The 24,302-nt window shown below is 38.7% G+C and carries 18 protein-coding genes and 1 pseudogene; 3 read left to right on the top strand and 16 right to left on the bottom strand.

Going from position 1 to position 24,302, the window contains the following annotated elements; genetic code table 11:
• Nucleotides 1–28: 28 nt before the first annotated feature.
• From GL182_RS01555 to GL182_RS01485, 14 genes and pseudogenes are all read right to left on the bottom strand, one after another.
• Complete coding sequence (locus tag GL182_RS01555) at nt 29–1,732, bottom strand: FHA domain-containing serine/threonine-protein kinase (protein ID WP_163377804.1); 1,704 nt, start codon at nt 1,730–1,732, stop codon at nt 29–31.
• A 4-nt stretch (nt 1,733–1,736) separates the two neighbouring features.
• On the bottom strand, nt 1,737–2,330 hold the full coding sequence (locus GL182_RS01550) for a hypothetical protein (protein WP_163377803.1): 594 nt from the start codon (nt 2,328–2,330) through the stop codon (nt 1,737–1,739).
• Nucleotides 2,327–3,727 carry a DUF262 domain-containing protein gene (locus tag GL182_RS01545; RefSeq protein ID WP_163377802.1) on the bottom strand — a complete coding sequence of 467 codons (1,401 nt, stop codon included), beginning with the start codon at nt 3,725–3,727 and terminating at the stop codon, nt 2,327–2,329. The genes GL182_RS01550 and GL182_RS01545 overlap by 4 nt, the downstream gene beginning before the upstream one ends.
• A gap of 3 nt (nt 3,728–3,730) precedes the next feature.
• Entirely contained in the window at nt 3,731–5,548 is a 1,818-nt protein-coding gene (locus tag GL182_RS01540; protein ID WP_163377801.1) for an AAA family ATPase, read from the bottom strand.
• Nucleotides 5,545–9,204 (bottom strand): Eco57I restriction-modification methylase domain-containing protein, encoded by a 3,660-nt coding sequence (locus GL182_RS01535; protein ID WP_163377800.1) that lies wholly within the window; start codon nt 9,202–9,204, stop codon nt 5,545–5,547. The genes GL182_RS01540 and GL182_RS01535 overlap by 4 nt, the downstream gene beginning before the upstream one ends.
• A gap of 10 nt (nt 9,205–9,214) precedes the next feature.
• Nucleotides 9,215–12,523, bottom strand: a complete 3,309-nt coding sequence (locus tag GL182_RS01530; protein WP_163377799.1) for a helicase-related protein — start codon at nt 12,521–12,523, stop codon at nt 9,215–9,217.
• Nucleotides 12,524–12,808, bottom strand: a complete 285-nt coding sequence (locus GL182_RS01525) for a helix-turn-helix domain-containing protein (protein ID WP_163377798.1) — start codon at nt 12,806–12,808, stop codon at nt 12,524–12,526.
• A 216-nt stretch (nt 12,809–13,024) separates the two neighbouring features.
• Nucleotides 13,025–13,462: pseudogene (locus tag GL182_RS24190) on the bottom strand (terminase small subunit).
• An 84-nt stretch (nt 13,463–13,546) separates the two neighbouring features.
• The gene (locus GL182_RS01510) at nt 13,547–14,200 is read right to left on the bottom strand and encodes a pentapeptide repeat-containing protein (RefSeq protein WP_163377796.1); all 654 of its coding nucleotides are present in this window, start codon (nt 14,198–14,200) and stop codon (nt 13,547–13,549) included.
• 219 nt (nt 14,201–14,419) lie between these two features.
• Nucleotides 14,420–14,539 carry a terminase small subunit gene (locus GL182_RS24425; RefSeq protein WP_163378488.1) on the bottom strand — a complete coding sequence of 40 codons (120 nt, stop codon included), beginning with the start codon at nt 14,537–14,539 and terminating at the stop codon, nt 14,420–14,422.
• 145 nt (nt 14,540–14,684) lie between these two features.
• Complete coding sequence (locus tag GL182_RS01500; protein ID WP_163377795.1) at nt 14,685–15,509, bottom strand: hypothetical protein; 825 nt, start codon at nt 15,507–15,509, stop codon at nt 14,685–14,687.
• Between the two features lie 23 nt (nt 15,510–15,532).
• On the bottom strand, nt 15,533–15,877 hold the full coding sequence (locus GL182_RS01495; protein ID WP_240469508.1) for a helix-turn-helix domain-containing protein: 345 nt from the start codon (nt 15,875–15,877) through the stop codon (nt 15,533–15,535).
• Between the two features lie 83 nt (nt 15,878–15,960).
• A complete protein-coding gene (locus GL182_RS01490) occupies nt 15,961–16,743 on the bottom strand; it encodes a hypothetical protein (protein WP_163377793.1) in 783 nt (260 codons plus the stop codon).
• Nucleotides 16,744–17,398: 655 nt separating this feature from the next.
• Nucleotides 17,399–18,625, bottom strand: coding sequence for a site-specific integrase (locus GL182_RS01485; protein ID WP_163377792.1), 1,227 nt, complete (start codon nt 18,623–18,625; stop codon nt 17,399–17,401).
• 268 nt (nt 18,626–18,893) lie between these two features.
• Here GL182_RS01485 and GL182_RS01480 point away from each other — a divergent pair, with 268 nt between their 5' ends.
• The 3 genes from GL182_RS01480 (at nt 18,894) to GL182_RS01470 (ending at nt 20,367) form a co-directional block, all read left to right on the top strand.
• Entirely contained in the window at nt 18,894–19,139 is a 246-nt protein-coding gene (locus tag GL182_RS01480) for a GIY-YIG nuclease family protein (RefSeq protein WP_262889318.1), read from the top strand.
• A gap of 569 nt (nt 19,140–19,708) precedes the next feature.
• Nucleotides 19,709–19,906 (top strand): hypothetical protein, encoded by a 198-nt coding sequence (locus GL182_RS01475; RefSeq protein WP_163377522.1) that lies wholly within the window; start codon nt 19,709–19,711, stop codon nt 19,904–19,906.
• Entirely contained in the window at nt 19,903–20,367 is a 465-nt protein-coding gene (locus tag GL182_RS01470; RefSeq protein WP_205603562.1) for a competence protein CoiA, read from the top strand. Before GL182_RS01475 ends, GL182_RS01470 begins: the two co-directional genes overlap by 4 nt.
• Nucleotides 20,368–20,804: 437 nt before the next feature.
• Here GL182_RS01470 and GL182_RS01465 read toward each other — a convergent pair whose 3' ends face one another.
• Together GL182_RS01465 and GL182_RS01460 are read right to left on the bottom strand one after the other, a co-directional pair.
• Nucleotides 20,805–21,707, bottom strand: a complete 903-nt coding sequence (locus GL182_RS01465; protein WP_163377791.1) for a sugar phosphate isomerase/epimerase family protein — start codon at nt 21,705–21,707, stop codon at nt 20,805–20,807.
• Between the two features lie 382 nt (nt 21,708–22,089).
• The gene (locus tag GL182_RS01460; RefSeq protein ID WP_163377790.1) at nt 22,090–23,706 is read right to left on the bottom strand and encodes an arabinan endo-1,5-alpha-L-arabinosidase; all 1,617 of its coding nucleotides are present in this window, start codon (nt 23,704–23,706) and stop codon (nt 22,090–22,092) included.
• Between the last annotated feature and the right edge of the window lie 596 nt (nt 23,707–24,302).

Genomic DNA, 24,302 nt, shown 5'->3' with positions numbered 1-24,302 from the left:
TAGGAATCACATTATCCAGCTTTCTTTTTCATATTACTTTGTCCAGCGAGTAAATAAACCTCCCAAAAAATCCGTTAAACTCAATTTTTGAATTATAAAGTAATGGGGCACGTTTTTTTACCCGACTCCCATCTACCCATGTTCCGGTACTACTCAAATCATAAATCCATAGGTCATTTTTTTGATTGATAATAATGGCATGTTTACGGCTTACTCTGGTATTTCCAAATTCAATATCATTTTGATAGCCGGTCCTGCCGATTGTTGCTATGGCCTTGTTTACTTCTTTTTGATTATTGCGATCCAAATTGTCCAGCCAAAACTTATTCATGTCATCTTTCAGGCTTTCATGCCTCACTTCCTGAAAAAGTAATTTTGATTTCAGGTTTGGCCCCTTCTCATCATTGTAAAACTCATTTTGAGGTTGAAGCAAGGCCAGATTATAAGCGATGAATGGGTTGTTTGAATTCTCGAATTCAGGAAAATCACTTACCCCCATTAGTATCTGGCAAATGAGTCGATTGTTGTAAAGAAATGGAAACCTTAAATTTCTATTGGCCAAAAGCTGGTCACATAACTGAATGGCATATTCATACCTATCCGTTTCATAGTAACACCGTATCAAACTGCTATAGGCTTCTTTATCTAATCCACTGCGGGAAAGGTGGTCATTGAGTAAACTGATGGCTTGCGGGAAATTGCCAAGCTCTAATTGGCAAATCCCTAGCTCTTTCTGCACATCTATCCGGGGATTCAGTGATAATGCATGCAATAACGTTTGTTGTGCTTTCTCAATTTGGTTTCTGTTGAGATAATAATTACCTGCTGCCTGGCAAATAGATACATCTTCGGGATACCTGTTGAGACCTTCTGCTACCAGACCGGCTACCTTTACCCATTTCTTTCGTGCGATCAAACCATTAATTTTATTACTTATGCTGCCGCCTATCAACCTGCGCTGGTTCAACACAGTGGGAACATGCTTTGCCGAAAGTGCTTCAACAAAATCAGACGCATTCTGAAATCGTAACTCAGGGATTCGATGAATGGCATTCAGGATCACTTCCTGCAACCATTGTGGAACATCTCCCTTAATGATATCACCGCTAAGGTGTTTCTGGAAAATCTGCTCATTTGTTAAACCTGAGAAAGGATTACTTCCTGTAGCTAATTCAAGTAGTGTAACACCCAAGGCATATATGTCCCTTCGGGGATCATCATTTGAAGGGTATTGGTCAATCAACATTTCAGGAGGTAGAAACACCCGTGTCCCCCAGGAGAGATTGGCGCAACCAAAATCACTAATTTTCAAGGTACCGGATTTGCTAATTAACAGGTTCCCCGGTTTCAGGTCGTTATGGTAAACCCCTCGTTCATGGAGCTGAGCAATGGTATTGGTACCTGTTATGATCCATTGTACTTTTTGTTCAAGGCTAGTGCCAGCCATGGCCTGATGGAGATTGCCCTTCTCGCAGTAGTCCATGACAAAGCACAGGCTTTCTCCATTTTGTATATGAGTGCGGTACTTGACAATATTGGGGTGGTCAAAAGAATCAATAAGTTGGATCTCATTGACCAGGTCATTGAGTGATTTTGGGTTCTCGTCTTTTAAGAACTTGATCGCAACCAGCCCTCCGGATATTTTGTCCTTCCCAAGATATACCTTGCCAAAACCTCCTTGGCCAAGTTCTCTTTGGATGTCATAACCAGATATAATGGGATACTTACACATCGCACTATAAGGTAATATCAGGAGATGTTGAACTTTTCAAAAGTCGCTTCAAAAAGTTCTTTTCTCCATCCCAGTCCTCCATAATCTTTTCCTTTGCATTAGCAGCTTGCTTGCCATATAAGCGAAAATAAAAATCATAGGTTTTAGAATAGGCATCATTTAATGAATAGGCATAAATGGGTTCAAAGAACTCTAGATTCTTGAATATGCATTTGCTTACTACACAGTGGCAACTTAACAAGTCATAGTCCTTGTCGAATTCTTTTCTTGCACCATATAAATTTTCCAATAGCTGTATTTCAAAAAGCGATTTGATAGGTTCATGCGACTTAGATCGGAATCCGGCACTGATCTCAAAGAATAATGGTTTAGATTTCTCCTTGAGGATAATGACTTCCTTATATCCCTTTCCTTTGAGTTCAGACATCTTATCCTCCTCCTTCTGGGGATTATAAGGATGGTTGTAGGGGTCTTGGTCTAAAACATCCGAATTTTCAACGGTAATGGTCAGTTCACTTCCCTCCGCCAGAATAATCCGTTTACCAGTTTCTTGATCATAAAGGAAGCCGTACTTGAATTTCGCATTATAGGCTTTCATATCTTAAATTTTGCTCCCTTTGATTGATTATGATAACGGCACAACAATTCACCATTTTCAAGCATTGTCTGGCCACCTTTGGAGTGGGGAAACACATGGTCTGCCTGGTAATCTGACCAACTCACTCTCGCTTCCTTTTCAGGTTTTTCTTCTCTTAAGCATTGCTGGCAAAGCCCTTTGCCTCGTCGATAAATCTGTATTCGTTGGAGTTCAGAAAACGCTCGATTTTCATCTTTTGACAGAAGCTCGGTTTTTTCATCGGCTAGATACTGGAAGAATATTTGACGCAAAATTCTATCTCTAATTTCCAAGTCATGTTCACCTTGTTGCCTTCTATTGCTGAATGTGAGCAAGTCAGTGTCTACCGATTCATCAAATGTCTTCCATCTATTATGAAAGTAGTAAACGAATTCCCGTACAGTATTTTTGATCTCTTCTGAAAGGATATAATGCTTGCGCAGGTGTCGGATGAGCATGTAGATCGAAATAATGAAATACTCCACGGACAGTTCTTTAATGCCTGATTTTTCATCGACCATCGGATCATCTTTGAAGATACCATAAAATGCCTTCAGGCTTTTGATAGTTGAAACTGCTTCCGGTTTCGTTTCGAAAGAATAATCGCCTATCCCATTTTCAGCTCTTGCACTGTTGATGAATTCCTCAATCTTGCGATCACTCAGGTCAGCATAACCGCCTCCCTGTTCGATCAATAAAAAACGCGCCATGAACTGAAGGTGCTTCATCCGGGTATTGTCAACGCTGAGCAACGAAAAGAAAGGCAATTTGTCTGGATTGTTGTCTATTGGCTCATATGTGTGGTAGTCAAAAGTCTGGTCATCAGCATATTTGACGATGAAGTTTCTAGTGAGGCTCGATAGCTGCGCATGTGCTACCTCCATGTAGTTCAGGGATTCACCCTGCTGGAGTCTCCAGAATATCTTGGTAGCGGTGATTTGATGGGACACATCATCCGGCTGCTCGATATTTTTGATCACATCTGCCTGAAATTTCAATGACTTGTCAATGAACTTACGAACATCTGTATCCAGGTCTTTGTAGTATTTGCCTGGTAGATCAAGGGAAATGTCCTTCAAGTCCTTTGGCAGTGGATATAGATTATCAAAAAAGTCCTGTACGGTGGTAATTCGCTGCTGTCCGTCTATGATTTCATTCACCGTACGATCATCCGATAGACGTACTTCCCTAATCACCAATTTCGGAATATAGAATCTACGGAAAAGACTATCCATCAACGATTGCTTTTTACTCTTTGACCAAACCACCTTTCGCTGGTAAGGAGGTCGTGTAACAAAGTCTTCTTTGTATTCATGAAAATCCTTGATGCTGATTTCCGTGGGAACGATGGTGTATTCAGGTTTTGGATTGAATGACATGATTTAATTTATTAGTTCGAGTAATGTGATATTATCTCTAGAAATCAACTTCATGAACTCTTCGATGGTCGGCTCAGCCCGTTTGAGCGGATTGTAAATACCTGCGATCAATCTTTCTAGACTTTCAGGGTTGGCTTTGATCTTTTCCAATTTATCGTGATCAGTAATAGAAGTAGGAGGGCTGCCAGTTGGTGAGGCAAATAGCACTCCTTCACGTTTCCATACCTTTATATGAAACCTGATCGGACTGATAGTATCTACGCCCTGGTGACTTACTCGATATACATTTTCTGCCACCTCAAAAGCACCTTTATATTGGAGTTGAGGTATTTCAAGAATAAATCGAAGGTTCTTCTCAATCAAAAGATTTCGTTGCGGTATTTGAAGCTGTCTTAAATCTTCAATCACTTTAAATGCGTCCTTCAGGTCGTTTTTATAAATAGGACTCTCAATATCATGATGGGACATGGGATTGAAAAGAATCCGCTTGAATTTATACAAGGCACCAATCAGCTCTTGGGGTGGAACTACTCCCAATTTCTCATAGTATTTTTTAAGATTGTCAATAAGTGTCTCGAGATTAGGTGGTTTTATTAATCCTTTTATCCCGTCAGCTACCTGATGGGTTTTTAAAAGTAACTCACGAAATTGATGTTCGCACTCTTTCCTGAGCAGATTAGCAGCAGCAGGAAAATCACAAGCCTCATAATATACTTTCGCCCTTTCAATTGGAGGTTTTTGTTCCTGGAATATTGCTGGCTTATCATCTCCCTTGTAAAACTCTATAAAATTCCAGGTGCCATTATCTAGTTCTACTTTTGCCACTTCATACCAATGTCGGTCATAAGTGGAAAGGAAAATTTGAAACCCAGTGAAATGTGTTTTGAGAATTTCTAATAGTTTAATCCGGTTTTCATTGTCTAGACCAATCAGTATATCGTCTAAAAAGAGCGGTTTTAAATCCGGTGAATAGTTCTCTTGCTTCTTGATTACTCCAAGGAAGATACTAATGGCAATGGCAGATAAACGGGCTTCATTAAGAATGAACTGAGGGTTGAGCTGGTCAATATTCCAACCTTCAAAATCCGTACTTATCAAAATTGCGCCACCGGAAATATATCCCCAATCGTTTACCACCACTGTATGCCTGGTGAATTTGATGACCAAATCAGGCATCATGACCTGAAGCATGGTGTTTACATCACCACCGATGTAATCGGCTGAGCTATCTAAAAAGAGCTTATTCAAGACATCATTAAATGCCTTTGCCTTTTGTTCGACATGCCACTTCTTTTTGGATTTTCGGTAATATTTTTGACCACTTCCATAGTTCTGCTTGCTTTCCTCTTCCAGTTCTTCCCAGAGTACACCAAGCTCCACACCTCCAGTGATGGTTTGAGACTTGTAATGTTTTAAAACACCCTTTATTATCAGATCAAAAACATCTATCTTTTCACCCAACTTCACATTATGGACTGAGAGCAAACTCTTGTAGGTCAGGAAACTCTTAAGCCTATTGGCATCCTTAATCTGAGGGACATTAGTATCCTTGGCACGGTCATTTAGCGTTTTCCTGATGTTATCCTCAAACTCAACCACTATTTCACAATCATGAAGACCATCATTAAGAAATATATTCCGAAGTTCAGCCATAGGGATGTCCTCCACGCTGGACTGAAAGAAATCCTTAAGAGCATAGTAAAAGGAACTTTTACCCGAACCATTTTCTCCATAAATAAAAGTATTTTTCCCGGATATGTGGAGTGTTTCAGGTTCCCTGAAAGCCTTGTATTTATCAATGGTGACCTTCTGTATTTTCATTTCCTCAAGGCTTCTCTAATGGTTCTGACTTCTTCCACACTATCAAGGGTTTCCACAGCTATTTTGACAGGATGATTAGAGCTATAGAGCCGATCAAACTCGGATTGGATGATGGAGAATTTTTCTTCCTCAGTCATCTCATCTGAAATGGGTTGAATTCCTTCTAAATGTTGAATGATTTGTTTTTGCGCAGATCGAATTTCTGTTGGAAAGTAGAGTTCGAGAATTACTGAATCTAATAAAAGTTCAAAAAAATCATATAAAACTCTTTTTTGAGAATCTAAAAACAAAAGGTAATTGCAAATAGAATTTATTAACTCAGCAAATTCTGCTTTCACCTCTGGAATTGGAAATGGCTTTAGATAATCGGGTTTAAATCTAAAGTATCCATTGGCCAAAACAGTTCCAGTATTTTTTAAGAAATACCAACAAACACTTGAGTTAAGTATACTAAGATAAAATCCATAAGGGTGAGATGAGGATTCGTTCTTTATATATCCATACAAAGTCGCAGTTCCGTAAAACTCACCTTCCTTATCATAGGTGAAATTTCCGTTTGATGAAATGTCGGGACAAAAAAGTTTGGGAATAGTTCCGTAATTCAATCCTTGTCCACGACTAAATTGGAACCAAGAACCATCAATATCAAAACGACCTTTTTCCCGATTTCTCAGTATTTTTTCATTAAACTTTAAATATTCATATCCCTTAGGGAAGGATTTTATTATCGCTTGTTCCTCCATTAATCGAGCCCTTCCTTCTATGAATTCATAGGGAAAAACAACATAGTTTTCCCGCGTTAATTTTTGAAATCTGTGAACTTGGTCTCCCTTCAGTAATGGCTTTGTAAATTGTCGCTCGATAATTACTCTGCGATCCAATTCTTTCGAATATCCTTCAATATGCTCTCCAATCTTTTTACAATCTACTAAATAATACACTGGGTCTCTACCTGTAGCCAAGCCTTGGAATATTTTAGCAAAGGTTTTATCGACACTATTTATGTTGTTGGAAAGTTTGTCAAGTACTTTTCCTACTTTGTTACTAGTTAATGTCCAGGCACTTTCTTTTAAGTGTTTTGTGTCGTATGAATTGAAATCTTTTTCGCTCAATTCAGAAATGAACCCCTCTAGATCAGATTTATTTGGTAAATCTTTGTTCAATTCTACATAGTACAATTTTTTAGTATTTCTTTGGAAAAACTGAATTCCTGTATATGTTGATGCATTAAATACTTGATGTGCGCTAAATGATATGATTCTTTGCCCAGCCTTACTTTGCCATAAAACTTTTCTTAAACCCTTTCCAAAAGCAGAATTAGTCCATTTGACTGGCATTATAAAATTGAGTAAACCTTTGGGATGAGTTAGGCTGAGACCCTTTTCTGCAAAACAAACATAAAGGTCAAATGAACCAGTAGCAGAATCAAATAGTCTAACCAAAATATCGGCAATGGTTGAATTTGCTTCCCGTATACCTTGAATTCTCAAATACGGTGGATTTCCAATTACCACATCAAAACCTCCTTTTTCACGCCATACTTCCGAAAAGAATAGAGTAAAATCAAAGTCAATTTTATATCCTTCAAAATCTTCAGCTGCTCTTAGTACATGAGCGATTTTCTCATTGATTTGATTCCTCAGCGATTCCTTTTCATCCTGATTGGTTTCTTTAAAGAATTTAGCTTTCAATTCTTCTAACTCATTGCTCAAAGTGGGGTAACGAGCGACACCCTGTGACGGCAACCCGATCAACGAATTACCACAAACAATTTTATAGTCTAGATTTGGAAGGGCTTCAATGTTGTCCAGGTCTTCTTCATCCACCACCAACGAGAGCCAGAGCCTGAGCCTGGCCACATCTATAGCCGAAGCGTCTATATCTACTCCATAGATACTTTCCTGTATGGTGTGACGTTTGAGCCGGTAGATATAGCGGCTTTCATTAGATTCATATTCTTCTTGTGTCAGTCCAATTGTCTTGAGCTTTTCTTTGAAGTACCTAGGGCTGAGGTATTGCTTGAGTACGAGCTGTGCATTGACCAGCTCCAGAAGGAGCCCTACAGGGAATGCCCCGGAACCAATGGCCGGATCGCAGATTTTAATTTTGGAAATATATTTGTCCAGCGCATCGGCATGTGTTCGAATGGACTCAGGAAGTTGAAACTTATAGGTGCGGGTTTCTTTCCCTTCCCTGAGTACCCTCAGGTCGTTTTCCAGCATGAAGAAGCCCTTGCGAATAAACTCTTCCAGATCCACCAATGGCACGTTCACATTGGAGTGCTCAATGTTAAGCAGTTGCTGGCCTTTCTTCTCATCTGGTGTAATGGACAGCTGGTCGTTCCCCAATCCCTGATAGGTAGGAGTGTAGTTGTTGATGGAGTTGTCCAGGTAATTAATCAGCGACTCCTGACACATGTAGTGAACGATCTCCCTAGGCGTGTAGAACGCACCCTTACTTTTACGCTCCGTGACTTCCAGCATGTTTTCAAACACCTTACCCAACATCTCAGGATCAACAGCCACTTCTTTTTCCAGTGGTTCGTCTTCTTTGATCGTGAAGTTGTACCGGTCAAAGACATCCAGGATACCTGTTCCTTCATCACCGGATTTTAGTTTTTCATCATTTCTAAACAGACCATTAGGAATAGAAATGTTGGCTTTTTGCCAATCATAGTCCGCCTCAAACAATCCGCCATTCAGGAATGGTATTCTGCATTTGAGTTCTGCGAAATACCCTTTAATTCCATGGTCGTTGTGTTCCTTAGCCAATGCCTTGTAAAAGAGTGTTTGCAAGGAGGTATTGAAGAAGTTTTTGTTTTCGCTCAGTGCCCTGTCATAAAGACTCTGGATAAATCGCTTGTTACCCTTGCCCCAAGGTTGCTCTTTGTCTACACCCATCCAGCCTTTCTTTTGAAGGAAGTAGAGGAATACGATTTGCCCCAATAATTTTTTAGCAAATCGGGATGTGTCAATGTTGCTACTTTTTAGTTCAACCAATAGCGTGCTATCCTTATCAAACTGCTCAACCAACTTACCAAACAGTAGTTTGTACTGCTCGAAGAATTCGTCGGTAACCGTCTCAATGCTGAATGCCTCCTCAATCTGCTCAATGGTGGGGTTGTTGTAGATGTTCTGCAGCAGTGGGATCAACTGAGACTTGGCTGTGTGTGCCTTCTCATGTTCACCTACCAAGAAAGAATACCTCTTGGCAGGTGTTAGCTGTTTTTTCTGCTTGAGCTTGCCTTTGTTGACCTCAGTTCGGTACTCGAGCTTTACGAAAGAGAAACGCCAGTCCGCACCATTGTCAGATTTGCTATAAAATGCAACCAGCGCATAGTCCTTTTCCCTTTGTTCAAGATGAGTGAGTACGAAATTTCTAAGTGCCGTTCTAGTACGATCAAGTTTGCTTTGGTCTTTGAGTTCTACAATCAGGACATCCAGTGCTTCACCTTCAGGATCTATGTATTTGCCAATGCGCTTGTATTGTGTAACATGATCTCTATATGCTTCTTTTACATACGCTCCTTTGAACTCGTTGTACCTGTTTGTATCAATATCATTCAGGAAGTTTTTGATGAAAAGTGTAAATCTGTCCTCATCAAACGCCTGGTTGAAGGTGGATTCTATTAGTTTTATAGCCTCTGGTCGCTTCATATTGTTAGAATCACTGATTATGATTTATTAAATACCCGGAGAGAATGACTTCACGCTTATGATAGCTGCTTGACTGTTTGACATCATGCGAAGTCGTTATCTTGATGTGTTTCTGAAGGATAAATAGTACTTTCATAGGGTCTATTATACCTTGTTTGCTTACCGCCTGTTCGATTTCTTTTTTAACCACCTGGGCTGTTTTCTTAGCGATCAACCCATCGGCTAGTTGTTTCTTTACTTCTTCCAAAAACTCATCGTCAGTGTCAGTGAATTTCTTAAAGTTTTTGAATAGCTTGTCTTTCAAGATCCGCTCAATGAACGCAGTATTTGATCTGCCACCTCCGGTTTTAGTCGGTTCCTGTCCCTGCGTGGTATCAATTTCAAACCTTGCCTTGTTGACATTGAGCAGTTTGAAATATTCCTGGGGTATTCTCTGTCTAGGGGTTTCGGGTTTACACTCTAATAGCTCCACAGCATCGAAAAAGTTGATTTCCTGCGATTTTCGCTCCTGATACCTATAAAATTTCTTTAGCTTCCCTAATCGAAAGAAGGTAACCAACTCATTGTTTTCAATTTTTTGTGTCTTCTTACCTGACCTTGCTTTTTTGGGGAGCTTCTTAATCTGATCAAATTTATCAGGGTTTTCGTCCCGTAGAGTACGCATCATTTCGAGATACTTCAGCTCAGAAGATTCCTCACCATCTTCACCTGTGTAGGCCGTTTTGCTATTTAGGGTGTTGAAGAGTTCCTGAGTACCAATTTCTTCACCATCTGTGAGGTATTTAGCATCCTCACCCATGATGTAATGAAACATCTGGAGCTTGTTAGTAATGTTCGCCTCTAATCCCAAGTGTACATCTGAATGAGTGGTGGGGAAGAAATTGAAAATATGAACGTTTTTGAACTTAGAGCCTAGGCGGTTGACTCGACCAGCACGCTGTAGTACTCTAGTAGGGTTCCAGGGCAAGTCATAGTTAATCAATACATTTGATCGATGTAGGTTGATTCCTTCAGCAAGCACGTCTGTTGTAATCAGATATTTGATGTTATCTACCTGATAGGTAGATTTTTGATTCGGATCAAAGTTGTCTCGAATAAGGTCCCGGGCGATGGCATTTTTTGAAACCAACTTCAGGTTTTCATGACGACCACCTTTTGAGCTGTAGAACATAACCTTTTTCGGAAATGCTTTCAACATCTTCTCAAATAAATAGTCACCTGTTTCTTTAGACTCGGTGAAAATGACAATCTTTTGTTTCTTTAGTTCAGGTCTTTTTTGAAGTTCATGAATGAATTTGTCAATCTTTGGATCTTCATTCACTCCCTTCCATAGCTCTTTAATTTGTTTGAGGATGGTTATATCATATTCCAAATTAGACTGAAAATTCTCAGTAAAATCTTCGGAAATGTATTTCTGAGCTTTGTCTTTCTCAACCAAAACTTCTAGAGTACTGAAATCATCGTTTTCAATCAGATCGTATACGTTGGCCTTTTTGCTTATGTAAACCGTGCCCTGCTTGTACATTGCTATAAATTTCTCATAGGATTCAATGAACCTAGAAATGCTCATTTTAAAAGCATAGAAGCTGCTCTCTAGACGTTTGACTAGGATACCTTTCATAAAGCCTCCTATGTTTCGCTGCTGCTGTCTTTCAAACTCTGTCAGTTCTTTGTTACCAGCGTAGTAAAGTAGAGGGATGTATCGAGTATATTTGAATTTGTGCAATAGCTCTATGGTTTGATGAAAGATCGTTTCAAGTTCGTCTTCAAATTGATAGACTATTCTTCCGGGGTCTGAAACATCAGGAAAAACCAGACCCTGTTTATTGACATCGTCTTTGAAGAATTTCTTTACGTCCGTACGGGTACGTCTAACCATTACAAACTTCAAAATCTTGCCTCGTATAGAATCAGAAACTTCTTTGACTGCATTTTTGTATTCTTGTTTTTCGATTTCCAAATCATAATCGATCAATTCGATAGCGTTCGTCTTTTTAGGTTTTGCCGCCTTGAGCCTCTTCTTTAAGTCATTGAAAAACTTTTGTAAATCGGGAACACCAGGAATTGTGGAATTCTTCGGCGGCTGGAATAGTTTGAGCTGGGCGAAAATATCATCAACGGTATTGTTGATAGGTGTAGCCGTAACCAGAATGACTTTCTTGCCCCGGCAAATATCTAACAAATGTGCATAAGCCTGCGTGCCTTCATTTCTGAACCTATGGGCTTCATCTACTAAGATGTATTTGTATTTAGAAATGTCGCCATTTACAATGTTTTCCAGTTTCCCTAAGGATTCAACTTTAAAACTACGCACACCAAAATCTCTCAGTGACTCTTCCCAATAGTCTTTGAGCACAGGTGGACATACGATCAGGACGTGACCCTGCAACTGCTGTAGAAGCAAAGCAGAAATGAAGGTTTTCCCAAGACCTACCACATCGGCCAAGAAAACGCCATTGTAGGTTTCCAGAATCTTTTTTGCGTTTGTTGCAGCTTGTTTCTGGTAACGAAGCTCCATGAAACCCTCTGGAAGATAAGGTTCCCAATCTTCTTCCAGATTGATATCTTCTTCCAAGTATTCGTAGATACATTTTAAGTATAGGTCATAGGGATCAATTTTGTCATTTAGCCAAGTCTTATTAGTGGCGGCATCAATAAAATCTTCCGAAATATCTACTGATTCACTCCAAAGCGCTTCGAATTGTTCTAAAGCGAAATTTACATCTGTACGATTCTTGAGTTCAACATTGAACTCTCTTTGTGCTACAAAACCAGATTCTGAAAAATTACTGGAGCCAGTTATTACTGATCCATATTGAATGTTGCTTACTGATTCGTCATATCTGCTGATGTATACTTTCGCATGAAGGTTTTTGGACGGATAAGCACGTATTTCCAGCTTCTTCCCATTTCCAAAGTGTTTAGGATCAAGCCCATTGTTAGAACATTCTCTTGATAGAAATTCAACAAACTTTTGAACTCCCAACTGTAACCGTTCATCATCTTCCGGGGAATTTTCAATTTCTTGAATAAGGTTCTTTTGGAATTGTTCTTTGGTTCTTTTGTGAGATTCAAAATCTAGCAGTCCTCGCTCTTCCTGAGCCGTCATCAAATCGAAGGCATTCTTGTCCACATTAAGACCAACCAATACTCTAATTTTCTCAATCTCTTCCAGGGACTGATATAACTGGTAAAACCCGCTAGACCTGAAATAGCCAACCAAAATATCAAAATATTTGGTGTTGTTGAGGGTTGCTTTGAATCTATCTAAAAGCGAGTGATTTTTCTCGTTAGTGAAAAAGGTTAGGTCTGTTGACATTTACATGCTTTTTAACGTCTTTTTTAAAGCCTCTTTTAAATAGAGCTGCCCTTCAAAGGTAAACAATATGCTTTCTGAAATATACTTGATTTGAAGTTCTTTGAAGTCAACATCCAAAACCTCCGCTAATCCTGCAAGCATTGAAAGTAATAACGGTCTTTCTCCTAGTTCGATCTTTGAGAGCGTACTTGTATCAATATCGAGACGCTGAGCAACCTTTCGTTGGGGGATACCTTTATCCTCACGTAGCGTCCTCAAATATTGTCCGAAATCAGCATTCTTCATTTTGACACATTAGTTTAGACAACATTGTCAAATATACCATTCAACAGGAAAGAATAATAATGTGCCCACAAAAATTTAGTTGACCCTTAAATATTCTAAAAATATTTGGTTATTCATCGTAAAAATGAAAATTTAAACTTGGTGCTACTGAAATCCAATGATTATTGCGAATAAAAAAAAAAAATTTCAAAGGATATTTTTCAATAGGGGTATTGACTATTGATTAACATCATCACTTGTTACTAATTCCCATAGCAACATCAAGGCTTTAATTTTATCTTGTGATTGGATAGCAAAACCGGATTCTGTTTTTTTGAAGGACTTGACGGCGCTCGTTGTATTTGGATCAACCGGACTGAGTGCCTTTAAAGACCAGTCATCATTAAAAAATTCAGTGATATCGGAAATGTTAATTTTTGCGATTTCTGTCAATACCTTTTCCTGCGTTACCTCAATTTTTTCAAGAATTTTTGATCCTTTGCCTGAATGTAAGGTTTTTTAAGGTTTTGTAAGGTTCTCATGCGCTTGTTGTCTTGCAGAATGTTCACTGTACCCCGCAAGTTTCGCCGCTTCTGTAGCATTCATTTTTGCTTCACCAAGATAGTGCTCAGCAAAGTGAAGTTCTTTGGTGGTTAAATAGACTTCTCCTGGTATATATCAAACTCTGTGAATACAGTTTTTTTCCTTTTTAATATTCGTAATAAGTTCAAACTACATTTATATTTTGATATTTCTTTCTTAGAATGAAAGCTCATCAAATTTAGCTCCAGCAATGTTTGCTCCTGTAATGTTAACCCTGAAGAAATCTACTCCTTTAAGGTTAGCATCTCTAAAATCCGCTCTATGAAGCACGGCTCCTGTTAGTTCTGCCCTGTAAAAATGTGCTCTTCTTAAAGTTGCTCCTTGAAGGTTGGCAAACGAAAAATCAGCTCTTGTAAGGTCCGCTCCATCAAAGTTTGCTCCTTCTAGGTTTGACCATATAAAATAAGTATCCCTAAGTATCTCTCCTTCAAAATTAACTTCTTTTAAATTTGCTCTTTCAAAGTTAGTGTAAAGAAAATCTGATCCTTTCAATTTTGCTTCTCTAAGGTCTGCTCCTCGTAGGTATGCTTCTGAAAGATTTGTTCCTCGAAGGTTTGCCCCTCTAAGATCCGCACCCATAAGATCCGCACCTTTCAGATTTGCTCCCTCTAAGTTTGTTCCATTTAGATTAGCTTCTCTCAGATTTGCTCCAAAACATTTTGCGTGTTGAATATCTAAATCTTCATAATTAGCTCCTAAAAAGGATAATTGACTTAAATCGAGTCCTCTTAGATCTTTATTTTGTAAATTTACACCACTTCCATGTCTGGATAATAGCTCTACAATCTCATTTCTAGTTAAATCAGGCATGCCATATTATTATTGATGTTAGATATTTACTGAATTTCTCTAAGGATGGGCCCCAAACATACAGGGAATTCGTTTTTCTTGCAAAAAACCAATTCATGTTTATCGCAACCATTCGCTAACCATCGATACCTATCGGGTAGGATCGCACCCGATCGGTATGCGATAATAAGATATAATCGATTATCAATAGATCATGAAATTGGGATTTCTGCAATTAGTTTACTTGGTATTAAGTTGAATGTACTTAAAAATATCAGGTATTGTAAGATTTTTATATCCTTGTTGCCTTACAGAATGCTCACTATACCCTGCAAGTATTGCCGCTTCAGTTGCATTCATTTTCGCATCAGCAGTGCTCCACAAATTAGAGCTCTTTGTCAGCTAAAAGAATTTTTTTATGGCCAAAACTGATTTGACTTTTCATAATTCAATGCTTCTTTTAATCTTCGTAACGAATTCACTCCTAGGATGTAGTGTGAAATCGTTACAGGTGAATAAACTTTTCCTTTAATAGCTCTCCAAGATCCCCCTTAATACACATACCTTTTTGGAGTAAAAATTTTTCATATTGTTCTAGGTGGTATGACCTTACCCTTCTACTTGAATGATTCCAGAATGAAGGGTTTTTCCAGTTTGCCAATCTTAACTTTTCATTCTTAGATTTTGCTTCGTAGCTGTTAATTAGGGGGTCAATCAACAAGATGTTTTTCCATTCATTTAGAAGGGAGTGAAATAGCTGGCATTGATGGTGTTTATTTTCGAGATTTCCCAGGCAATTAATTCCAAAATGGTTAAAGTATCGAGCTTTATTGGATGATAGCTCATACCTCAAAAGATGGGAAGAAAGACTATTTTGAGCAGATTTGTTGTAGATTTTCACATCATAATCATTATGGTTTGCCACGTAATGGCATCCTGGAAATACGTACATTCTTTTGAATGGACTACCATAATGCCTAACAAGCCCGGATAAAAGTAGGTTGGGATCAAAATCCAGGGTTATATTTAATCCCCATTCAAGTTGAATCAGGCCCAGGTTTATTATATTTAACTTTGTCCTATCGGAAAGCCTTTGAATTGTTTCAAAAACTTCTGGCCAAGTAAAATCATCATAGTTATGAAAGCCATTATTCTTATATTTGTGTAGGCTTCCTTTAAGATAGCCGTACCCCAGGCTTTTAATCAAAATGGAAATACCATCTTCATCCCAGAATCTCTTTGAGTTAACTTCTCCCGTCTGGCAGTTTACTGTTTGCTGGAATTCAAGACCCGGATTACTTAGAAGCTGAGAAATGGCTCTGGAATCCAATTTTAACTTGATACCACAAAGCATTAGGATTTTGCTTTGTTTTTGAGAAAGTTTTCAGCCTCATCTTGAATAGCGAAATTAGATTTTCTGGCCCCCTTCTTCAAGTAACCCATCAGCTCATTTCTAGAGAAATAAAGTCGTTTGGATCTTTTCATCACTGGCAATTCACCCCGGCTAACTTTGGAATAAATGGTGGGTACCTTTAGGTTAAGGAATTCGGCTGCTTCCTGTACCGTCAAAAGTTTTTCCTGTTCCTCCTCTGGGCCTCGTTCGGACCTAATTGCTTTTAGGATATTCTCGGTTACCTGATCCGATATTTTGCGTATAAGTACTTCCGGGTCAATTGGACTTAATACTAAATTGTGCATAATCAAATGGTTTTGAATGATGCACAAAAATCAAGGGGCATTTTTCGGCGCACTTCGGGGCAGTGCCCTTTGTTTGCCCTTAATTAAAGACCTTTTTTTATTAAGTATTTTTCAACTAAATCAGGGACTTTTGAAAGTCTAATGACTGCATTTCTCCAATCGTCTCCCCCGATATTTTTAAGATTGGTTTTCGAGTTTAGGTCTTTGGTTATTATCTCATTAAAGGCTTTATAAAAGCGATTTCCTTTCCCTATTCCTATACGGGAATTGCCTATTTGTTCTAATTTTTGCTTCTGTCCATTCGGAAGAATTTTTCCTGTGGCGTACGAATCAAAAATAAATGCCAAAACATAATGCTTTGCACTGAATCTAATTTTGTTCTCGATGTATGAAATATTTTCAGTATCAAGACGATCTACTTTTTCAATTTCATGTAAATGAAACTCAAGAAGTTTTCGTGGACGATCTGGGTAGCCGCTAATTTCTCGTCTCTTCAGTACTGTGATCATCTTTTGAATGTCTTGGGTTTGTAATACACCCTTTTCAATTAAAAAACGAATTATATTTTCCTGGCTCTGTCCCAGGTTATCTTGTTTTTCAACGGATTTATTGGTAGCCAATTCATGGGTTAACCATTCAAGAAGCAATTTGAAATTATTGGGTGCCCCATACCTAATTATTAGCCAAAAAAATCTTGAGTCTTGTCTTAAAGACATGGATTCATTAAACATTTCTATGAAATCAGAAATAATATCTGGCGAATTCTCTAATCTTTCCTTATCCTCTTTAACTATCTCCTTCTGTTCTTGCTCATAGAATTCTATATATTTAAATAGAAGTTCTTCGAATTCAGGTTTTTCGCTCATAGACCTATCTGGATTTTATTGGAGGAATTTCCATTGGTTTAGTCCACAATTTTGGCGTGGACCTGGGTTGTATTTATTCCAATTTGTCGTATGATCCTCCCCTACCACTAAATATACTAACTTCATAAGTTATTATTCTTTGACATTTTTTTTTGCCTTTTAACGAGGCTTTTATTACTTTTTTTTATTATATACTTAATTTAGATTAGTTCTAAATAATTTTAGTCAATTTGGAAAGAATTTTGGATACTTATTTTTTCGAACGTCTTCGTTTAATTTTTGGATTAACTCAAAAAACACCCAAATAATATTTCTCTTGAAGAAGTAGGGTCAAAAATACTACCCATACTAAATCTCTATGATTTCTACAAAAAGAGAAACAAATAATGGTAAATCATTCATTTTTCGAAATATTTATATTCAACCCTCCTTCGCTCATAACTTGACGTAACAATTTTTCGATTTATTTTTTCTAACAATAAAAGTGAAATGCTTTTCAAAACTCATTCCGTTTGGCATAAAGATTCTAGATTTTAAATGTCAGTATTTTACAACATTTGATTAGTTAGTTATGTATAAACATTTACTTTCCTTTTCACCGCCAGCAAGGCCAATCCATTTACCTGGTCCAAAAGTAGAAACTGCCTTTTTAACCCTAATTTGCCTTTCTGAAACCGAACGTGAGAACATCTGTTTCCTTTTGAATTTGCTCCTTTTCAAAGCTATCCAAATAACTTTCTGTAACATCTACGGAGCTGTGGCCCAATAGCTCGCTAATCATTTCAATTTTAGCTCCTGAACGCTTTAGTACAGTAGCAAAGCTATGCCGGGCATAGTAGGTAGTTACATTTTTATTTATTTTCAATTCAGAAGCTATTTGTTTGATGTACTTATTTATGGTTTTAGTTAACTGCTGGTACGTTCCCCGTTCTTTTTCTGCACTCATTCCGGGCTGAAGGTGTGGAAAAATATAAGCCTCACTTGAAAGTGAAGGCACCCCCCATTTTTTTATGATTTCCAGGGTTTCTGGTTTTAATGCTACCGAAATGGATTTGCTTTGTTTTTTGCTTCTTACGGTTTTCGCCCTTCTATAAGTCAGCATATCACCGTCAATGTTTTCCCATTTTAGCAAACAAAAGTCTTTCACATTCATGCCATTGCACAAATAAAGAAAGAGCCAATAATCTTTTGCCATTTCTTTAGTAGTTCCAGGTTTGGCCTCATAATTGTAAATTTTTGCTATTTCTTCAACGGTCAATGCTTTTTTAATATTCCTACCTGTTGGGATAGAATATTTATTCTTCCCTTCACCAAATGGATAAATGCTTTTGTCAATATTTTGAACATTGTAAACGGCTTTTAAACTTCTAAGGTAGATGCCAACGGTAGAAACGCTTTTGTTGCGTTCAAGCATCCAACTTTCATATTTTTTCAAAAGGCTTGGTGTTACCTCTGCGAAAGTCAAATCCTTTTTGTAACCCGCTAAGCTGTTTTTTGCACATTCATAGCTTACAGCGGTCCCCAACCTTTTTTCAGCCTTCAATTGGTCGATATACTTTTCAAATGCAAAGGAAACGCTATTTTGCGTGTTACGCTGCTCAAAAAACTGTTCTTCAAAAGCATCAAAAGTAAATACATTGAGGTTTTTCAAGGTATTCACCGCCTTGGTATAAAAATAGTTTAGTTTCAAATGAATTTCTTTCTGCTCCACATTCCTTCGTTTGTTCTCCATCACCTTATGAAATTCCTCAGGTGTTAAATCAATCCCGGTTGAAAAGTATCTGCGTTTCCGGTTGAATGTGATTTTGATTTTAACGGAACATTTGCCGTTTTTCTTTGGTCTCAGTTCATCCAAATAAATATTTGCTTCGGCTGTTTTCATAACCTTGAGTTAAAATGTAACACGTTTGTAACACAAAGTTAGCATAATAACGCAAAGTAAACAACAAGCATTAAGGAAAATAAAAGGGATAAATTAAAGGTTTTGAGGGCCTTGAGTGATACTTATTAATATTTTTTATATTTTTAGTTTGTGTGTATTTTATGACTGTTAATCAGAGGGTCCTTGGTTCGAGCCCAAGAGGAGGAGCAAAAACCTGCCAATGGCAGGTTTTTTTATATATTTATGCGTGGATCAGCATTAAGTATATATCCTTTATTCTGAAACCATCGACAAGTATTACGTTGGTCAAACGGAAGACACGGGTAATAGACTCAGTTTCCACAATGATCCCGAAAAGAACAACATCTGGACGCAATGCGGTATTCCATGGGTGGTGAAAATTTCAATAGCCTTTCCCTCACGCACCGAAGCAATCAAAGCGGAAAGATTCATTAAAAGTCAAAAATCCAGAAAATTTATCCGAGAAATCATTCTGAACGGATGGAAAAAATGAGGGGGAGCATCTGATTCTCCTCAGTCTTGAAGGGGCTTTAGTTAGGGCCTAAGACTGGGACAATCAACTACTATAAAGAAACATTTTTCGTAAAATGTTGGCCAAAATGTTGTATGGGTAAAGAGTAATTTTTTTTATTATCTGTCATCATTTTAAAACCTAAAGAGAACTACAGATTAATTTCTGTGGCTTTTTTTGTTTGTAGCCATCCCTAGGTATTTAATCAAGAAATGGGTGTTTTACATAGGACCTACCAACTAGCTATAATAGAGAATCCTCCTTACAGTTCCTCCCGATTGCCCTAAAACAAGGCATGAGAACTCTAAAAGATTCCAGATGACCTTTGCTCTACTTGACTCCTTATGGCCTTAATATGCCCTGGTATTGATGTGCATATTTTTTTAGGGTTCGTTTTTAAGTCAATCAATTCAAACGTATGATCTTGCTATTTTTGGATAGAGGTATTACTTTTAAGAACGAAGTTTTGAAAACACCAAACAATCTACGGGTAAAAAAATGAATGGACAACAAAGCTGGTGAGGTACCCTAAATTTTAAAAACAATAAGAGATGGAAAATTCAGGGCTTGATGGATTGGCGTTTTTAACAATAATTGGATTAATCTGGCTATTCCCGATAATAATCGTAATCAGCTCCAGTAAAACCACTGGAAGCGAGAAATTGGCTTGGGTATTAGCTGTGATTTTTATATCTTGGTTTGCCTGGATTTTTTATCTGTTACTGGCTCCGATCAAAAAGAAACAATGAAGTTTGCAATAGTAAATGGTACTAAAGCTGAAGCTACTAAAGGGGTTAATGGAATTTGCCCCAGTTGCAGTGCAGAATTAATTGCAAAATGCGGGGAACGTAAAATTAATCATTGGGCACATCAAGCATCTCGAAACTGTAACCCATGGTGGGAACCGGAAACTGAGTGGCATCGCTCCTGGAAAAATAATTACCCCATAGAATGGCAAGAAGTCTCCTTACTAGACGAAAATACAGGCGAAAAACATATTGCGGATATCCGAAGTGCTCATAGTCTTGTGATTGAGTTTCAACACTCCCCTATTGACCCAAAGGAGCGGGAGACCCGAGAAAAGTTTTACCGCAATATGGTTTGGGTAGTAGATGGCACACGCTTAAAACGAGATTACCCTCGTTTCCTTAAAGGAAAAAAGGAATTTCGAGTCACGGACAAAAAAGGGTTTTTGTTATTGACTTACTAGACGATGTTTTTCCAACTGCTTGGGTTGAAAGTTCAGTACCGGTTGTTTTTGATTTTAGAGGGAGTGGAACCACCATTAACCAACCGTGTCTATCAAAAAACGGTATTTTTTAAGACCAACAACAGTTTGTCCTCATTTTTTTAACGTCAAAATATTGGTTGTCAACAATACTGCATCTATGAGGTGGTGACTATTGAAAAGCTGAATGCGAAGGCTTTTGAATCCATGCTTTCCTATTACATCAATAAGCAACATATAATCCAGTGAACTGGGACTGAGCGTAAAGAAATGATCCCTTTAGCGAAGGGCCGGGACCTGGGAGGCTACGAGGCCCAAACCCCAATGGTATATCAGGCGCTCCCCGTCAGAGGAATCTGGCCGGGCCGTCTACACCATTCATTAGCGGTATATTTCTATAGGTGGTAATTGGTTTCATTTCAGCGCTTTTCATACGCTGTTCTAAAATCATTATACATAGAGGTTACAATTTGTTTGGGGTCGCCGTCGGTCAAGCTTTCGAAAGAAATGTAACCGGTATAATTTACGTCTTTTAATATTTTTGCAATCTTTTTCATATCAACAGGTTCCGCAATCCCATCCACATAAACCAATTCTTTAATAAACCAGTAATTTGCATAAGGCGCCAATTTTTGAATTTCTTTATACGGATCACCTCTTCTTAAACTACCAATATCCAAAATTAATCCAAACCAATCCGAGTCCACTCTTTTTAAAATATCGATAATTTCATCCGCTTCGTATAAAAAATCATTGTGGTGTTGCATGCCTGCCATAACGCCTGTTTCTTCGGCATATCTGGCACAGGCTTTAAAGTCTGACACCATCCATTCTTTCACTTCGTCTCTGGAGTATCCTTCGTGTTTTCCATTTCCGGCAAAAATGCGCATAATGGAAGCTCCAAGCTTTGATGATACTTGCAACCAATTTTTTATCAATTCAATATCAGATGCTCTTGAATTTTTATCCGGATTTACAAAGTTATTCCTTACCCCTGTCCATGAAATATTTAACCCTAATTGTAATGCTTTCTTCTTTAACTGAAACAATGTTTTATCGTCTGGTATTTCAGGATAATCAGAAAAATAATAGCCTGTTAAGTCAACTGCATTTAAACCGAGCGTAGCGGCAAACTCCATCATATCAAAAAAGGTCATTTCACCACTTCTTAGCAAGGAATTGAAAGTATAGGCATTGATGCTATATTGTAATCTGGACGGGGCCAAGGTATTCATTAATGGGCTTGAGAACAGGTGGCGAGAACCTAATAAAATCGGTGCGAGTGCCGCGCTACGTAATAAATTTCTTCTTTTCTTGTTCATATTTACGGTTTCTTTTAGGGTGTTAAGCAAACATTACCGCTAACGGTTAGTATATGAAATTAGGCGATTGGGAAGCACCAAACCTTCTGTTAAGCACAGCATTTGATACGAGCTAAAACCCTTCGATTTACGGATATTTTGCCTAATTCTTATATACAATTTATGTTCCTGGAATGGTGAATATAGGTCAAAAAGTTGACCGTTCCAACGGGCGAAACATGTGCCGATTTCTTTCGGTACCCTTAAGCGCAGGGGTAACCCTGATGCTGTCTGGGCAGCCTGTCCCGTGGAAATGCCTGTCCATCGGGATCAGACTTTTTTCCCAGGGATTATGCAATTGCACCGGGTTCCCCCTCATTCAGATTCAGTTAACAATCAACTATTAGTTTCCAACTTTCTTACCCCAGATCGAAAAACCTGCCGATGAGATGCCTGCATAGGTAACCGTGGTACGTCTCGGAGAAACTTCCCAGTCCCAGGCACTGTCAACCAATAGTTTCGTGCCATTTATCGTGAGTGTTTGGGAGCCCTCATCAAAAGACCAGGTTCCATTCAGGTACCCCTTTACTGAATAATCTTCATGTAAGGTGATCATTTCAGAAAGCTGCATCGCTTGGTATTCATATCTGAGGATAATTTCTTCCCATTTACCTGTGAGATCCGCTTCCGTTATGGTAACATCCGGAACATCCGCATACCGTTCGGGAGCAACCACAGGCCAGCCATCTTCCGTCCAGTATATTTCCCGCACATGCCCCATCATAACGGCATTAGAAACATTAATTCCTGCAATACCCGGCGGTAAACGCCCTTGCGATGCATAAAACCATTTTCCAGAATCCGGATCCTGGAAAATTGCGGGGTGTGAAATTCCAACCCATCCATAACTGTCTGCAAATTTATAGGGATGTGTGAGTACAGGATAAGCCTCCGCTCCCGCTGTGACATTTCCGCCATCCAAACCATAATAAGGACCGGTTATATCTTCTGACCGGGCCACCCGTGTATTATACGCCTCTGCTAACTCATCGTAGGACAGAAACAGGTAATAATACCCCGTATCCTCATTATAGATGATTTCAGGCGCTTCAAGTGCCTGCCATCTGTTAGCATGTACATGGCCGCGGGCGGCTATTCGGACGCCAAAATCGGGAAGGGTATTCAACTCCATGGGTTTGCCGGTGACAGGATCCACCTCAACTGCTGCCAGCCCCGAATGCCAGGAACCGTAAATGAGCCAGTGTTCACCTTCCGGGGTGACTACATAGGATGGATCAATCGCATTGAACTTAAAATACCCGCTCCAGTCGGAACCCCCATCACGCGCATAGGTTTCTTCACCATCAGCCACCGAGTGGATCACCATTCCTTTATCTTCCCAATTATTGCCAGAGAGATCGGTAGATTCGGCAAGGCCGATAAAGGCACGTTCTGTCCAATATTCATTTCCGTCATTTCCCAAAATCGGGTTAAGCACCACTACACTGTAGTACAGCCTGAAGGTATTTGCAACTTTTGTGATATGCGGAGCCCAAAACCCGTATTCCGGGTTTTCAAGGGGTGGTAACGCCGGGTCCATATCAGCCCGTATCTTATTCAGCGCATTTTTCACCCAGGCGGGATCCGAATCAAAGACAGCACCAAGATACTCCCAGTTTACCAGGTCTTTGGACCGCCGGGCGGGATAATTCCCACCAGCCTCATGAACATTTCCATAGGAGGCATTTGTCTGATACATGTAAAAATAGTCATCATCCTTTATCACGGTTGGGTCATGAACATTTGCCAGGTTCCAGATGGAACGATCACTCCATCTGAAAATAGGGGTATAATCGTCAGAATAGGTCGGACCCTGAAAATCCGGGATCAACCCTTCATAGGGTTCGTTCTGTTGTTCTTCATGGTCATCCGGACCGGGACTATTGAAATCGCAACCGGTTAAAATGCCAAGAGTTGTTAAAAGAATGAAAACAGGGTATAAGGTCTTGAGGCTTTTCACATTCCTAAAGATACTGATTTTTATATTTATTCGGTTCCGCCCTCTTGGACTACAACAGATGGAGTGCGACTATTTAAACGTACGCTTGACCTATTATCAAAATAAAACTTTCATTCCGGGGCTCCTAGAGAGGGTATGTGCGGAGAGAACATAGTAAAACGGGACTGCCACACAGGGGCAACCATCGTGCTGTTTGCTTTCTTACCAACCAGCCTATATCGCAAAAATTGGGAAAGCTAAATGCTTTTACTGTTGTATGGCACATTTGCTACCTAGATGACACTGGGAAACTTCGAATTGGTCAATTAGGTGCCAGATTGAGATAGATTCGGTACTCTTTTTTTTCAATTTTTTTTTCCAATTTTTTTATGAATTTTTTTATGAATTTTTTTTGAATTATTATAAAAAATAAATATTTTCACTTTATAAACAGCTGTTCATCAGAACATTGGTTTAAACCAGTTTTTAGATCCCGGTTCCGTTTCAACGGATTATTATTTTCTTTAATCAAGTTTTAAACTTTGAATTAGGCCATTAATTTATCTGCCTGATAATCGTATATCCCTATAGGTGGGTTTCTTAATCGTTATATAGTA

The organism is Cyclobacterium sp. SYSU L10401 (assembly GCF_010993705.1).
In the GTDB taxonomy this organism is placed as follows: domain Bacteria; phylum Bacteroidota; class Bacteroidia; order Cytophagales; family Cyclobacteriaceae; genus Cyclobacterium.
This window is presented reverse-complemented; position numbering and strand designations above follow the sequence as displayed.